This is a genomic window from Paludisphaera soli, assembly GCF_011064595.1.
Taxonomy (GTDB): domain Bacteria; phylum Planctomycetota; class Planctomycetia; order Isosphaerales; family Isosphaeraceae; genus Paludisphaera; species Paludisphaera soli.
On the sequence record NZ_JAALJI010000030.1, the window covers coordinates 69,796 to 83,637 of the forward strand.

14 protein-coding genes are annotated in these 13,842 nt (G+C 70.7%); 10 read left to right on the top strand and 4 right to left on the bottom strand.

The annotated features are described in order from the left end of the window. The first annotated feature begins 190 nt into the window (after nucleotides 1-190). Genes G6O68_RS26785 through G6O68_RS26800 form a run of 4 tightly spaced genes read left to right on the top strand, consistent with a single transcriptional unit; the run spans nucleotide 191 to nucleotide 3,665 of the window. On the top strand, nucleotides 191-856 hold the full coding sequence (locus G6O68_RS26785) for a metallophosphoesterase family protein (protein ID WP_165251939.1): 666 nt from the start codon (nucleotides 191-193) through the stop codon (nucleotides 854-856). 29 nt (nucleotides 857-885) lie between these two features. Then, entirely contained in the window at nucleotides 886-2,082 is a 1,197-nt protein-coding gene (locus G6O68_RS26790; protein ID WP_165251941.1) for a Rid family hydrolase, read from the top strand. A gap of 28 nt (nucleotides 2,083-2,110) precedes the next feature. Beyond that, nucleotides 2,111-3,169 (top strand): NAD(P)-dependent alcohol dehydrogenase, encoded by a 1,059-nt coding sequence (locus tag G6O68_RS26795; protein WP_165251943.1) that lies wholly within the window; start codon nucleotides 2,111-2,113, stop codon nucleotides 3,167-3,169. A gap of 34 nt (nucleotides 3,170-3,203) precedes the next feature. Beyond that, on the top strand, nucleotides 3,204-3,665 hold the full coding sequence (locus tag G6O68_RS26800; RefSeq protein ID WP_165251945.1) for a hypothetical protein: 462 nt from the start codon (nucleotides 3,204-3,206) through the stop codon (nucleotides 3,663-3,665). A gap of 77 nt (nucleotides 3,666-3,742) precedes the next feature. Here the strand turns inward: G6O68_RS26800 and G6O68_RS26805 are convergent, their stop codons facing one another. Continuing rightward, nucleotides 3,743-4,096, bottom strand: coding sequence for a hypothetical protein (locus G6O68_RS26805; RefSeq protein ID WP_165251947.1), 354 nt, complete (start codon nucleotides 4,094-4,096; stop codon nucleotides 3,743-3,745). 111 nt (nucleotides 4,097-4,207) lie between these two features. Next, nucleotides 4,208-5,107, bottom strand: a complete 900-nt coding sequence (locus G6O68_RS26810) for a LysR family transcriptional regulator (RefSeq protein ID WP_165251949.1) — start codon at nucleotides 5,105-5,107, stop codon at nucleotides 4,208-4,210. A 213-nt stretch (nucleotides 5,108-5,320) separates the two neighbouring features. Between G6O68_RS26810 and G6O68_RS26815 the strand changes: the two genes are divergently transcribed. The 3 genes from G6O68_RS26815 (at nucleotide 5,321) to G6O68_RS26825 (ending at nucleotide 7,153) form a co-directional block, all read left to right on the top strand. Then, nucleotides 5,321-5,848 carry a peroxiredoxin gene (locus G6O68_RS26815; protein WP_165251951.1) on the top strand — a complete coding sequence of 176 codons (528 nt, stop codon included), beginning with the start codon at nucleotides 5,321-5,323 and terminating at the stop codon, nucleotides 5,846-5,848. Nucleotides 5,849-5,923: 75 nt separating this feature from the next. Then, complete coding sequence (locus G6O68_RS26820) at nucleotides 5,924-6,463, top strand: carboxymuconolactone decarboxylase family protein (protein ID WP_165251953.1); 540 nt, start codon at nucleotides 5,924-5,926, stop codon at nucleotides 6,461-6,463. A gap of 159 nt (nucleotides 6,464-6,622) precedes the next feature. Further along, on the top strand, nucleotides 6,623-7,153 hold the full coding sequence (locus G6O68_RS26825) for a GNAT family N-acetyltransferase (protein ID WP_165251955.1): 531 nt from the start codon (nucleotides 6,623-6,625) through the stop codon (nucleotides 7,151-7,153). Nucleotides 7,154-7,166: 13 nt separating this feature from the next. Here G6O68_RS26825 and G6O68_RS26830 read toward each other — a convergent pair whose 3' ends face one another. Next, nucleotides 7,167-9,308 carry a LamG-like jellyroll fold domain-containing protein gene (locus G6O68_RS26830; protein ID WP_165251957.1) on the bottom strand — a complete coding sequence of 714 codons (2,142 nt, stop codon included), beginning with the start codon at nucleotides 9,306-9,308 and terminating at the stop codon, nucleotides 7,167-7,169. 309 nt (nucleotides 9,309-9,617) lie between these two features. Between G6O68_RS26830 and G6O68_RS26835 the strand changes: the two genes are divergently transcribed. The 3 genes from G6O68_RS26835 to G6O68_RS26845 all read left to right on the top strand — a co-directional run bounded on the left by G6O68_RS26835 (nucleotide 9,618) and on the right by G6O68_RS26845 (nucleotide 13,349). Further along, nucleotides 9,618-10,886, top strand: a complete 1,269-nt coding sequence (locus tag G6O68_RS26835; protein WP_240911523.1) for a M16 family metallopeptidase — start codon at nucleotides 9,618-9,620, stop codon at nucleotides 10,884-10,886. A 24-nt stretch (nucleotides 10,887-10,910) separates the two neighbouring features. Beyond that, entirely contained in the window at nucleotides 10,911-12,149 is a 1,239-nt protein-coding gene (locus G6O68_RS26840) for a M16 family metallopeptidase (RefSeq protein WP_165251961.1), read from the top strand. 297 nt (nucleotides 12,150-12,446) lie between these two features. After that, a complete protein-coding gene (locus G6O68_RS26845) occupies nucleotides 12,447-13,349 on the top strand; it encodes a cobalamin-binding protein (RefSeq protein WP_165251963.1) in 903 nt (300 codons plus the stop codon). On the opposite strand, the gene G6O68_RS26850 is transcribed toward G6O68_RS26845, so the two are convergent. Next, complete coding sequence (locus tag G6O68_RS26850; protein ID WP_206108218.1) at nucleotides 13,328-13,603, bottom strand: hypothetical protein; 276 nt, start codon at nucleotides 13,601-13,603, stop codon at nucleotides 13,328-13,330. The genes G6O68_RS26845 and G6O68_RS26850 overlap by 22 nt on opposite strands. Nucleotides 13,604-13,842: the final 239 nt, after the last annotated feature.

The window sequence follows — 13,842 nt, forward strand, 5'->3', positions numbered from 1 at the left end:
CATAAAGACGTCGTCTCAACGTGTCAATCGCCCGGTCCGCGAAACGCAGGGTTTCGCCGGCGACCCGCCTCCGAGATCCGGGGTCGAGCGTGGGGATGCCGCAGGCTAGGATGGAGGACGGGTGGACCCGCCCGGGGGGCCGAGCGGGTGGGGGTCCAAGGCCGGGCCCATCGTCGAGGGTGAGACGCGAATGCGGATCTGCTGCGCGGCCGACCTGCACGGCCATCTCCCGGAAGTCCCCGAGTGCGACCTGCTCCTGCTCGGGGGCGATCTCGTGCCGCTCGACGCGCACGCGCCGGCGAAGGGACGCGCCTGGCTCGACACGACGTTCCGCTCCTGGCTGGAGGCGATCCCGGCGGGCACGACCATCGTCGGGGTGGCGGGCAACCACGATTTCGTCTTCCAGGAGGGCCGCGCGACCTTCGCCGATCCCCTGCGCTGGACCTATCTTCAGGACTCGGGGACGAGCCACAGAGGTCTCTCGATCTGGGGGACGCCCTGGCAGCCGCGCTTCTTCGACTGGGCGTTCAACCTCGACGAGGACGACCTGGCCGCGAAATGGGCCCTGATCCCCGAGGCGACGGACGTGCTGCTCCTCCACGGGCCGCCGTACGGCCACGGCGATCCCACGCCGAGGGGGCCCGCCGGCTCTCCCGGCCTGCTGCGGCGGATCGAGGCGGTGCGGCCCCGGCTGGTGGTCGCGGGCCACATCCATTCCGGCTACGGCGTCTACACGATCGGCCCGACGACGCTTGCGAACTGCTCCCTGCTCGACGAGGATTATCGATTTAGGAACCGACCCATCCTGATCGAACTGTCCGACGAGGGGATCGCGGCCGATTTCGGCCCGCTTTGACGACGTCCGTTTCCGGGAAGCGACCTCCGATGCACCAGATAGCCGCATTCCTCCTGACCCTGTCGCTCGTCGCGCCGCTCGCCCTGGGAGACGACGCCCTGCGCCGGCTCCGCGTCGACTCCGATCGCGCCGGCACGACCGCCGTGGTCGTCTCCTCGAACGTCCCGCTGGTCCACACGGCCCAGGTCTTTCCGGTCGACGAGCAAGGACGTCCGGCGGCGGACGAGGCGCAGGTCGGCCTGGTTTTGGATCGTCTCGACGCGGTCTTGAAGGCCGCCGGCTCCGACGCCTCGCGGGTCGTCCGCCTGCACGTCGTCCTGGCTCGGGATGACTTGCGGGATGCGGTCCGCGCGGCGTTCGCCGGGCGTCTCGACGGCCGCGAAGGTCCGGCCTGGACCTTCGTCGGCGGCGAGCCGGCCGTCCCGGGCGCGCTCCTCGCGGTCGACGCCGTCGCGACGACCGACGCCCCGACGGCCGGTGCCGCGGTCGCTCGCGCCGTCGTCCCCGGCTTCTCGAAGTCCCAGGCGACGTTCGCCGTCCTTCCCGGCTGGCCTCGCGTCTTCATCTCGGGCCAGGCCGAGCCCGACGAGGACCTCGCGGCGGCGACCCGGAAGACGCTCCGCAGCCTGGGGGATTCCCTCAAGCTCCTGGGCCTCGACCGAGATGACGTCGTCCAGCTCAAGGCGTTCGTCCAGCCGTCGGACGCGGCCGCCGCCGAGGTCGTCGCCCGCGAGTCGTCGGCCTTCTTCGAGGGGGGCACGCCCCCGCCGCTGGTCGTCGTCGGCTGGAAGTCGTCGACCTCGCAGCCGATCGAGATCGAGCTGATCGCCGCTTCGCCGGCCCCCGGCGGGCCGGACCGGCTCGACTTCCCGCCGCTGCCGCCGCTCAAGCCTTCGCCGGTCTTCAGCCGCTCGGCGCGAGTGAACCGGGGATCGCTGGTCTACGTCTCCGGGCTGATGGGTCCCGAAAACGCGACCGGCGCCGAGCAGGTCCGCTCGGTGTTCGACGACCTCCGGGCGGTGCTCGACGAGGCCGGGTCCGACTTCCGCCAGATGGCCAAGGCGACCTACTACGTCTCCGACCCCGCCGCCGACGCGGCGCTCGGGGCGATCCGACCTCTCCTCTACGACCCCGACCGTCCCCCCGCCGCGTCGAAGGCCGCCGTCGCGGGCGTCGCCGCGCCGGGCCGGGGGATCGCCGTCGACATGATCGCCGTCGCACCCTGACGCCACTCTTCCTTCCGCGAGTCCATCGATGAGCATCAAAGCCTACGCCGCGCAGGCCGCCGAATCGCCGCTGTCCTCGTTCTCGATCACCCGGCGCGATCCCCTGCCGAACGACGTCCTGATCGACATCCTCTACTGCGGCGTCTGCCATTCCGACCTGCACCAGGCCCGCAACGAGTGGGGCAACACGATCTACCCGTGCGTGCCGGGCCACGAGATCCTGGGCCGGGTCGCGAAGGTCGGGACGGCCGTGACCCGCTTCAAGGAGGGGGACCTGGCGGCGGTCGGCTGCATGGTCGACTCCTGCCGCACCTGCCCGGCCTGCCAGAAGGGGCTGGAGCAGTATTGCGAGACCGGCGGGACCGTCTTCACCTATAACGGCCCGGACAAGATCCTCGGCGGGGTGACGTTCGGGGGCTATTCCGAGAACATCGTCGTCGACGAGGCGTTCGTCCTGAAGGTCTCGGAGAAGGTGAAGCCCGAGGAGCTCCCCGGCGTCGCCCCCCTGCTCTGCGCCGGGATCACGACGTACTCGCCGATGCGGCACTGGAAGGTCGGGCCGGGGCAGAAGGTCGGGATCGTGGGCCTCGGCGGGCTGGGGCACATGGGGGTGAAGTTCGCCCACGCGTTCGGCGCCCAAGTCGTCCTGTTCACGACCTCGCCGGGCAAGGCCGAGGACGCCAGGCGGCTCGGCGCCGACGAGGTGGTCGTCTCGAAGGACCCCGACGCCATGGCCGCCCAGGCGCGGAGCTTCGACTTCATCCTCGACTGCGTCTCCGCCCAGCACGACCTCAACGCCTATCTGCAACTGCTCAAGCGAGACGGCACGCTCGTCCTCGTCGGCGCCCCGGAGCACCCGCTGCCGATCGCCGCGTTCAACCTGCTCATGCCCCGCCGCAACCTCGCCGGCTCCGGCATCGGCGGCATCCCCGAGACCCAGGAGATGCTCGACTTCTGCGCCGAGCGCGGCATCACCTGCGACGTCGAGATGATCGGCATCCAGGATGTCGAGACCGCCTACGCCCGGCTGCTCAAGAGCGACGTCCGGTATCGGTTCGTGATCGACATGGCGACGCTGAAGAGCTGAAAGCCACCAAGTCGGAAAGGCAGGGCCGGATCCGATGACGCCGAACTTCTCCGGCTCCGCCGCCCTCGACTGGATCCGCCGCCTGCTCGGGAGGCTGCGGCGCGAGGATCGCGGCCCGATCGTCGGCTCGGCGGTCGTCGATTTCGACCGCGACGGGCTCATCCTTCTCCCGTCCGCCGACACGAAGCTCGATTACCTCGCGGGGTTCTGGCGATGGGTCGAGTTGCTCGCCGCCGACGACTACGCAGGGGCGATCGTATCGCTGCACTGGCCTCGGGAGACTCGCTGGACGCCCGAGGGCTTGAAGAAGCAGATCACCACCTTCTTCGGTGGCGACCGCCCCTGGTCGGTCGTGGTGCCGAACGAGAGGCTGATCGGGGTCCTGAACGACCTCGCGCAGTTCGAGCCGCTCGATCGTGAGGGCGTTGGTTGGTTCATGGCCCACATCCCGCTGACCACGGAGCCTTCGAATCCCAAAGACGACGCGCTCCCTTGATGGGCCTGGCGGCCTCGTTCTTCGTCCGACGACTCGAGGAGGCTTACGTCCTGGAATTCATCATCTTTCACATCTAGCTAGCTAGGCGGGGCCTCAACATGGGGTCGCACGACTCGGTCGAACACCCGCTTCAACGAGTCAAGAAAGGCGGCCTCGGATTCGAGGAACGAAGCGGCCGCCGAGCGGACCTGGCGCGGCTCGTCGAGCAGGCCGTCGCGGATCAGCAGACGCAACCGCCGACCCTGATCCATAAACGCGTCCTCCCATGTCGCGTTGTCGATCCCGGTGGCCAGATGGACCAGGACGGCGACGGCCACGCCGGTCCGCTCGAATTCGGAGAGCGTGGGATCGCGGATGAGCTGATAGGGGTTGTGGTCGACAGGAATCGATCCCGCCGCCGAAGTCGCCGCCGTATTCGGCGATCTCGGCATACATCCGCAGGATCTGGGATCTGAGGTCGTCCAACGGCTGTCGCCTCCGAACTCGTCTCCAGGGTCAGGAGTCGCGGCGGGAGTCTCGCGTGGCTTTGGGCGTCGCGCTCATCAGGTCGCTCGGGCGACAGGCCCGGGTCGGCCGGCCTCCTTGAGCGTCTCCAGGAAGCGGAGCATCAGCCGGGACTGGTAACGGTCCGGGTTCCAGCAGGCGGTGATGGTCCGGGTCGGCTTCTCGCCGTCGAGGGAGCGGTAGCGGAGGCGGCCGGACGGGTCGGGGCGGACTGCCATCTCGGGGATGAGCGAGACGCCGAAGCCCATCGCCACCAGCTCCTGAACCGTCGCGAGCTGGCTGACCCGGCCGGTGCTGACGGGCTGGAACAGCTTGCGGCGGCAGAATCCCCGGATGTCGTCCGACAGGCAGTGGGCCTCGTCCAGCAGGACGAACGGCTGCTCGCGGAGGTCTTCCAGCTCGACCCGGTCCCGGTCGGCCATCGGGTGATCGGCCGACGTGACCAGGAGCAGCTCCTCCTCGAACAAGTTCTCGAACCGGAGATACCCCCGCGAGGCCGGCAGGGCCAGCACGCCGACGTCGATCTCTCCCAGGGCGCAACGGCGGAGGATGGCCTCGGTCACCTCCTCGTTCACCTCCACGCGGGCCTGGGGATGTTCCTCGTGGAAGGCCTCCAGCAGGCCGGGCATGAAGTAAGGAGCGATGGTCGGGATGGCCGAGACCACGATCTTGCCAGTCTCGCCGTCGTCGCAGAGCAGCCGCGCGGTGTCCTCGACGAGCGAGACGATCTGCAAGGCCCGCCGCCGCAGCAATTCGCCCGCCTCGGTGAGCGCCACCTGCCTGCCCTGGCGCTCGAACAGCGGCCGGCCCAGGCTCGCCTCCAGCCGCGCGACCTGCTGGCTGATCGCCGGCTGGCTCACCCCGCAGTCGCGAGCGGCCGCGGTGAAGCTCCCGCGCTCGGCGACCTTCAGGAACATCCGGAGCTGCTGGATCTCCATAACCGCTCCTTATGGCATCTATAGCGAAAGGTCTCATTGAATTATATCGGCGAGTCCCTATCATGACGAGTGAGGACGCCGGGAGGGCCGGGCCAGGCGCGAGCCGTCGGGCCCTTCGATGGTCGGCGATCCCGTGGAAATCCTCTCACAAAAGGGCCCCGACGCGCGGTGCGACGGGGGCCGTCGAAACGATCGAATTGGAGACCGAACGCGATGTTGACCGTCGGCGACAAGTTCCCGGAGTTCACGGCCAAGGCGAGTCTCGGCAGCGGCCCGGAGGCCCTGGTCACCGTCAGCAGCGAGCAGTTCGCGGGCAAGTGGGTGGTCTACTTCTTCTATCCCAAGGACTTCACGTTCGTCTGCCCGACCGAGCTGGTCGAGTTCAGCCGCCGCCTGAAGGATTTCGAGGATCGCGACGCCGAGGTGGTGGGGGGGAGCACCGACAACGAGTTCTCCCACCTGGCCTGGTGCAAGGACCATGACGACCTGCACGACCTGGGCTACCCGCTGATCGCCGCCCAGAAGCTGGCGCCCGCCCTGGGGATCTGCGACCCTGTCGAAGGCTACGCCAACCGCGCGACGTTCCTGGTCGACCCCAACGGCGTGATCCAGTGGGCCGCCGTCTACAACGGCAACGTCGGCCGCAACGTCGACGAGGTGATCCGCGTGCTCGACGCCGTGCAGTCCGACGAGCTCTGCCCCTGCAACTGGAAGCAGGGCGAGGCGACCATCCAGGCCTGACCAGGCCGCCGCCGTCGGGGCGGGGACGGCCCCCGCCCCGCCCCCTCTCCCCGGCCCCGTTGGAGCTGACGAACCATGCGCTCTCTCGACGAGTTGAAGGCCCTCCTCGGCGACGACACCAAGGACCTGCGGCTGAACCTGGGCAACGTGCTGGACTCCGGCGACCTGGAGCCCCGCGAGCGCTGGTCGACCGCCTTGGCCTCCGCCTACTTCCTCCGTTCCGCCGAGCTGGCCGACGCCATCACGGCCGCCGGCTCCGCGCACCTGACCCCGGAGTCGATCGCCGACGCCCGCGCCGCCGCCGCGATCATGGGGATGAACACGGTCTACTACCGCTTCCGCCACATGATCGGCAAGCCGAGCTACTCCCAGCGCCAGGCGGGGCTGCGGATGGGCCGGATGGGCAAGCCGGCGACCACCAAGGGGCTGTTCGAGCTGGCCTCGATGGCCTGCGCCGTGCTGGCCGGCTGCGAGATGTGCATCAAGGCCCACGAGCAGAGCCTGCTGCACGAAGGCTACACCGAGGACCGCGTCCACCAGGCCGTGCGGATCGCCGCGGTGGTCCAGGGCTTCGCCGTCGCCGTCGGGGCCGAATCCCCCGCGCACGTCTCCTGAACGGCCCGGACGTCGCCCGCCCGATCCGGCTCCCGCGCCCGATTGACCGCCCACGACGCGATTCCTAGAATGAGTCCATCCAGGTCGTCGAGGGCGACCGCGCGTCAACTCGCAGCCGGGTCGGGTCGCCCCGCGGGCCGGCGGATCCTCGGGCCTCAGATGGCGATCACTTATTACAAACGCCTTCGCATGGAGGTCGACCTCGACGGGTCGAACCTCTCTCAGCCTCTCCCCGGGCAGTTCTTCTGGGCGCCCTGGGACGAGTCGATGCTCGCCCAGCACGCCGAGATCAAGTATCTGAGCTTCCGCGACGAGATCGACGCGGCGGTCTTCCCCTGCCTGGGGGACCGCCAGGGCTGCATCCGGCTCATGCGCGAGATCCGCCGCAAGCCGGGGTTCCTGCCCGGGGCCACCTGGCTGATCGCCTGCTCGGAAGGCTACGTCGGGACGATCCAGGGCGTCGCCGACTACGGCCCCATCGGCGCGATCCAGAACGTCGGCGTGCTGCCGGCCTACCGGGGCCTCGGCCTCGGCCGGGCCCTGGTGAATCGGGCCCTCTGGGGCTTCCACCAGGCGGGCCTCCGGCGGGCCTACCTGGAGGTCACCGCCGAGAACCGCTCCGCCGTGCAGCTCTACCGCGCCCTGGGCTTCCGCAAGGCGAAGACCCTGTACAAGGCCGTGGGCGGCTGACGGACGATCGACTTCAAGGGCCGGCGGGTCCGGCCGTCCGGATCCGGAGCGTTTCGACCTCCGCCTTGCCGCAGGCGACGCCCAGCGTCAGCCGGCCGGACCGGCGGTCGTAAGCGCGGCAGGTCAGCGCGCGACGGCCGTCGACGAAGCATTCCAGGATCGGGCCTCGGACCAGGGCCTGGATCGCGACCGGACGTGAGGCGTCGAACGCCATCGGCAGGACGAACCGCGAGTCCCCGCGGCGGATCTCGGCCTCCCCGCGCCCCGGGCGGACGATCAAGGGATAGCCGCCGGCCCCCCCGTCCTCGGAGCGGAACGTCAGGGTGAACTCGGCCTCGGGATCGAGACGCACGGTGCAGTCCAGCAGGTAGTCGTCGGGGGCGTCGAACCGGCACGAGCCCCCCTCGCCGGCGAGCACTAGCACGGGGCCTTCATAACGACAGACGCCCGACGGAGCGAGCGGGGCGGGCCGATCGGCCAGGTCGAGCGCGGCACTCTCGAAAGCCCCGACGACCTCTCGGGCGAGCCGGACCCCCAGGTCGCCGCGGCGGTCGGCGAACAGCTCGCGGGGGGCGCTCATGGTGCCGCCCCAGAGGGGCTTGCCGCGATCCTCGCCCCCCTCCAGGTCGCGGATCCAGCCGGTGAGGATCCGACGCTCGCCGTCGTAGGACGACTTGGGGACGAACAGGTCGCCGGCGTCGTAGACCGTCATGCCGGCGGGATAAGGCCCGCCGGGCGACGGGGCCGTCGCGTAGCTCGCATCGGCCGCGATCAGGAACCACCGGCCGTCGACGGGCGCGGCGTGGGGGCAGTCCAGCGAGACGGCCGGGTCGTAGACGGCGATCGGCGGTCGCGGCGTCCAGGTCGTCAGGTCGGGCGACGTATAGAGGCCGATGCAGGGCTTCCGCGAGTCCGCCGTGAGGGCGTGCAGGAGCATCCACCAGCGATTCTCGCCTTCATGGAAGAACACGTCCGGGTCGCGGAACGCCTGGTGGTGGTAGATCACCGGATCGGCCGGGCCGTTGACCGGGAGGCTCCAGTAGAGGGCGCCCTCGGCGTAGAAGGTCCGCGAGGGGTCCTTCCGCCAGTGGATCAGGTCCGTGCTCGTCGCCGCCATGACCTTCTGGTCCCCCTTCGGGTCGCGGAGATTCTTGCCGGTGTAGAACAGATGGAACAGCCCGTCCCGCTCGACGAGGCTCCCCGTCCAGCAGGCCTCGCCGTCGGGGGCGGCGGGGTCGTCGGTCCTCTCCAAGGCGGGGGGAAGCTCCCGCCAGTTGAGCAGGTCGGAGCTGACGATGTGGTCCCACCGGCCATCGTTCAGGAAGAAGACGTGCCGCTCCCCCCTCCAGGCGAAGCCGATCGTGTCGCCGACCTTGCCGGTCCGCGGCCGGTAGCGGAGGAAGTCCTGCGCCGGCTCGCGATAGGGCCGGGTCCGGCGGGCCTCCAGACCGTCGCCGGGCTTCTCCAGCCAGAGTTTGCCGTCGGCGATCCGGGCCCCGCCCCGCAGTTCGGCGAAGGCGAAGCGGCCCATGAGGTCGTCGGCCCGGTCTCCCTCGAAGGTCCAGTGGGCGAACGGCGGCGTGAGCCCCGGATCGCCCGGGCGGAGCGCGGCGATCGTCGGGCCGTCGAGCGCGACGTCGTACAGCCGGGCCTCCTCGATCGCCCCTCGGAACGACTGGTCGGCGGGGGCGGACAGGTGCCTCGGGCCCATCAGGACCACGCTGGCCGCGTCGAAGCCGCGGGGCTCGGCCACCTCGTAAGCGGCGGTGAGGAGGCCGTCCCGGTAGATCGCGACCCGGCGGCCCCGGTAGGCGATCGCGACCTGGACGAGCGTGTCGGGACCGGCGGATTCCTCAGGGTTAGCCGCCTGGTCGGCCTGGCTGCGGGCGAGCCGGTCGCTGCCGGCCATCCATCGCCGGGGGGCGATCTCGCCGTAGACGATCGCGTCGAACTCCTCGCCGGGGGCCTGGATCGAGAGCGGCGCCCCCCCGCGCCGGGCGAGGTCCGCGAGCCGCACCCAGGCGACGAGCGTCTTGTCGCCGATCGGCCCCGGCCAGGGGCGCGGCGGGGCGGGATCGCCGGCGGCGGTCGCCTGGCGCGGGCCGAGGAGTCCCAGGAGCGAGACGGTCAGGATGCAGCTCGCGAGGCGGTTCATTCGGAGTCCTCCTTCCCGCGGCGTCGATCGCGCCGACGAGCGGTGCAGGGTAGCCCCGGGACGCCGGCCAGGGCAAGCTCCGGCCGCCGGCCTGGGGCGGCGGGAGGGGAAACGGGGGCAGAACCTTCCGGCCGGGGCGTCGGGCGGGTATCCTCGGGGGGGCCCATGCGAGAGGCCCCGGGACGACCCCGGCGCGCGGAGTCGCGCCGGATTTCGGCGACGGCCCGGAACGGACTTCCAATTCAGGACGACGCGACGCCGGGCGGCCGCGGGATGCGGCGGGGCGGAGCGCGAAATCGGGGGACCGCCGTGACGGCGCCGACCGCGACGATCCAACAGCACGAGTACCCCAACGGCCTGGTCCTCGTCGCCGAGACGATGCCCGGCCTCCAGTCGGCCTCGTTCACCCTGCTGATCCCCGCGGGTGCGGCCTACGAGGCGGCGCAGGGGCTCGACTCCGGCGGCGGTGCCGCGAGCATGGCCTGCGAGTGGCTGATGCGCGGGGCCGGCCCCCGCGACAGCCGCGAGCTGCTCACCGCCCTGGACAACCTGGGCGTCAGCCATTCCGAGAGCGCGCAGACGCTCCACACGAGCCTCGCCGCCGCGACCCTCGGGGCCAACCTGATCCCGGCCCTGGAGATCTTCGCCGACGTCGTCCTCCGCCCCCGGTTCGACGAGGAGGAGGTCGAGCCGATCCGCGCCCTCTGCCTCCAGAACCTCCGGAGCCTGGAGGACGACCCCGGATCGAAGGTGATCTACGAGCTGCGTCGGCGGCACTTCCCCGAGCCCTGGGGACGGCCCTCGCCGGGCACGCCGGAGGACGTCGCGCGGATCACCGGCGACGACCTGCGGGCCTTTCACCGGGCCGTGTACCGCCCCAACGGCGCGATCCTGGGGGTCGCCGGCGCGATCGACTGGCCCCGCTTGCAGGAGGCCGTCGGCCGGCTCTTCGGCGGCTGGGAGTCCCGACCCGAGCCGAAGCTCGTCGAGACGCCCGCCGGCCCTCGGATCGACCACATCACCCGCGAGACCCAGCAGATCCAGATCGCCATGGCCGCGCCGGCCGCCACCGTCGCCAGCGACGACTACTACCGCGCCCGGGCCGCCGTCGCCATCCTCGGCGGCTACTCCTCCGCCCGGCTCTTCACCGAGGTCCGCGAGAAGCGCGGGCTCTGCTACTCGGTCTACGCCAGCTACGAGGGCCAGCGCGAGCGGGGGGCGATGCTCAGCTACGCCGGCACCTCCACCGAGCGGGCGCAGGAGACCCTCGACGTGATGCTCGCCGAGTTCCGCCGCCTGGCGACGGGGGGCGTGGATTTGGAGGAGCTGGAGACCATGCGGGCGGGGCTCAAGAGCTCGCTCATCATGGCCCAGGAGTCCAGCATGAGCCGATCCAACGCCCTGGCGTCGGACTGGTACTTCCTGGGACGCGTCCGCTCGCTCGACGAGATCGCCGCCGAGCTGGACGCGCTGACGCCCGAATCGGTCTCCGCCTACGCCGAGACCCTGCTGAACCTCCAAGACCTGACCATCCTGACGCTGGGCCCCACCCCCCTCGACGTCAACATCCCGGCCTGACGGCAGGGGCGGAGACCCGACCCGATGCGATTCCACCGCACGACCCTGGACAACGGCCTGGAAGTGATCGCCGAGCTGAACGACGACGCGCACTCGATCGCCGCCGGCTTCTTCGTCAAGGCCGGCAGCCGCGACGAGACGCCCGAGCTGGCCGGCGTCTCGCACTTCCTCGAGCACATGACGTTCAAGGGGACCGCCCGCCGCGACGCGCTGGCCGTCAACCGCGACTTCGACCGCGTCGGTGCCAAGCACAACGCGCAGACGTCCGAGGAAGACACCTTCTACCACTTCACCAGCCTGCCCGAGTACCTCCCCAAGGCGTTCGACGTCCTGGCCGACATCCTCCGCCCCACCCTCCGCGAGGACGACTTCGAGACCGAGAAGAAGGTGATCATCGAAGAGATCCGGATGTACCTGGACAATCCCATGTCGGTCGCCTACGAGGCCGCCAAGGCCGCGCACTTCGGCGGCCACCCGCTGGGCAACAGCATCCTGGGGACGGTCGACTCCATCAACGGTATGAAGGCCGAGGACATGCGGGCCTACTTCGCCAGCCGCTACAGCCCGGCCAACATCGTCCTGGGCTTCGCCGGCAAGGGGGACTGGGACCAGCTCGTCGACCTGGCGTCGACCCACTGCAGCTCCTGGACCGGCGACCACCCGACCCGCACGGCCGAGCCCGTCCACGGCGCCCACGCCTTCCAGGCCATCCTCCGCGAGGAGGACCAGCAGCAGACCGTCGTCGGCGTCAGCGACGGGCCCCCGCTGGAGAGCGACGACCGCTACGCCGCCCACCTGCTGGCGACGATCCTCGGCGACCACACCAGCTCCCAGCTCTACTGGGCCCTCATCGACCCCGGCTACGCCGACGGCGCCGAGATGAGCTACCAGGACTACAACCAGGCCGGCGGCTTCTACTCCTTCCTCTCCTGCGAGCCCGACGACGTCCAGGAGAACCTCGCCCGGATGGCCGACGTCCTCCGCGGCGTGATGGCCAAGGGCGTCACGCAGGCGGAGCTGGACCAGGCTAAGAACAAGGTGCAGGCGCGTTCGGTCCTCCGCAGCGAGCGGCCGATGGGCCGCCTGGCCTCGCTGGGCTTCCACTGGGTCTACCGCCGGGCGTACCTGCCCGTCGAGCAGGAGATGGAGGCTTTCGCCAAGGTCTCCGTCGAGCAGATCGCCCGCCTTCTCGACACCTGGCCCCTCTGGCCCATGACCATCGTCTCCGTCGGCCCCACCACCCAGGTCAAGCCGCCCAGGTGACGGGCCCCGCATTTGGGTCCGTTCGCGCCGGCCCGGAAACGAACCCATCGGACGCAAGCCTTGGGATTTAATAAGCTTGTGTCCAGTGTCGGCTCCAGGAAATTGGGTTCGTTCGGCGCGCTTTCGCCGCCTCGCGTCGTCCGTTCCGGTCGACGCGGGGCATGCCAGGCCGGGCCCCGCGCGTGGGATCCCTTGGAGAGAGGATGGTCCGGGATCGGGAATCACCGATCGCCGGCCTTCGGATTTTCCCGCTCGCCCCCGCGCCAGGCGCGCGAGGTCCCGCCACGAGGGCCGGTCATGCGGATCGTCAGCCTGCTCCCCTCGCTCACCGAGCTGGTCCACGCGCTGGGGCGCGGCGGCGAACTCGTCGGCGTGACCCACGAGTGCGACTATCCGCCGGGGGTCGAGTCGCTCCCCTGGCTGACGCGGAGCCACATCCCCGCGGCGGCCTCGAGCGCCGAGATCGACGCACTGGTCTCGTCGCAGCAAGGGAGCCTGTACACGCTCGACGAGGCGAGGCTCGCCGAGGTCGCCCCCGACCTGATCCTGACCCAGGAGCAGTGCGACGTCTGCGCCGTCAACGAGGTCGTCGTCCGCCGCTCGGCGATGAAGCTGCCCGGCGCGCCGCACGTCGAGAGCGTGAACCCGACCTCGCTCGACGGCCTGTTCGCGATGTTCCGCCGCGTCGGCGAGCTGCTCGACCGCCGCGACGAGGCCGAGGCCCTGGTCGTCGGCTTCGAGGCGACCGCCCGGACCATCGCCGACCGCCTGGGGGACCGCCCGAGGCCGCGCGTCCTGCTGCTCGAATGGGTCGACCCGCCGTTCGGCTCGGGGCACTGGAACCCGGAGATCGTCGCGCTGGCGGGGGGCGTCGAGGTGATCGGCGAGGCGGGCGAGGCTTCTCGCCGGGTCGCCTGGGAGGAAGTCGCCGCGTCGCGGCCCGAGGTGGTGCTGCTCTCGCTCTGCGGCTTCCCGCTCGGGAGGGCGGAGCACGAGCTGAAAGCCGTGGCCGACCGCCCCGAGTGGCGGGAGCTTCCGGCCGTCCGCGCGGGGCGCGTCGCCGTGGTCGACGGCTCGGCCTACTTCTCGCGTCCGGGGCCGAGGCTGGAGACCAGCCTGCGGATCGCCGCGGCGGCGATCCATCCCGACCTGTGCCGCGATCTCGCCCCGCCGGAGGGTCAGGGCTGGCGGATGTTGTGACTCGACCGCTCGTCGACCGGGGCCGGAAACGGCGGGGCGGTCGTGGCCGGCACCCGTGGACGGTGACGACCAATCCCCGACGGGATGATCGGCGGCAACGTGAGGAAGGCCAGGACGAAGGCGGTCGCGACGATCGCGACGTAATCCAGCCAGGTGGTTCCCCGGACGAAGACCGGATACAGGGACCCGATGACGATGGGGGCGAGGAAACGCGCGACGGGCCCCCCCCAGGCGAAGGCGAGGGCGGCGAGCACCAATCCGACGACGGCCGTCCCCGCCGCCAGCGTCCTGGGGCCAGTTGGATTCGCGATTTCAGCATGCCCGATCCTCCGATATCCGCCGAAGGTCCGCCTAAAAGGCGAACCGCCCGCCGAAAGCCTGGGGGCTCGCGGCGGGCGGTCGGGTTGGTTGCGTCACGTCCGATGGGATCGGCCGGTCTCAGAGCCCGCTGAGGTCGGCGGCGGTGACGCGGACGCCCTTCTTGAGGCCGAGT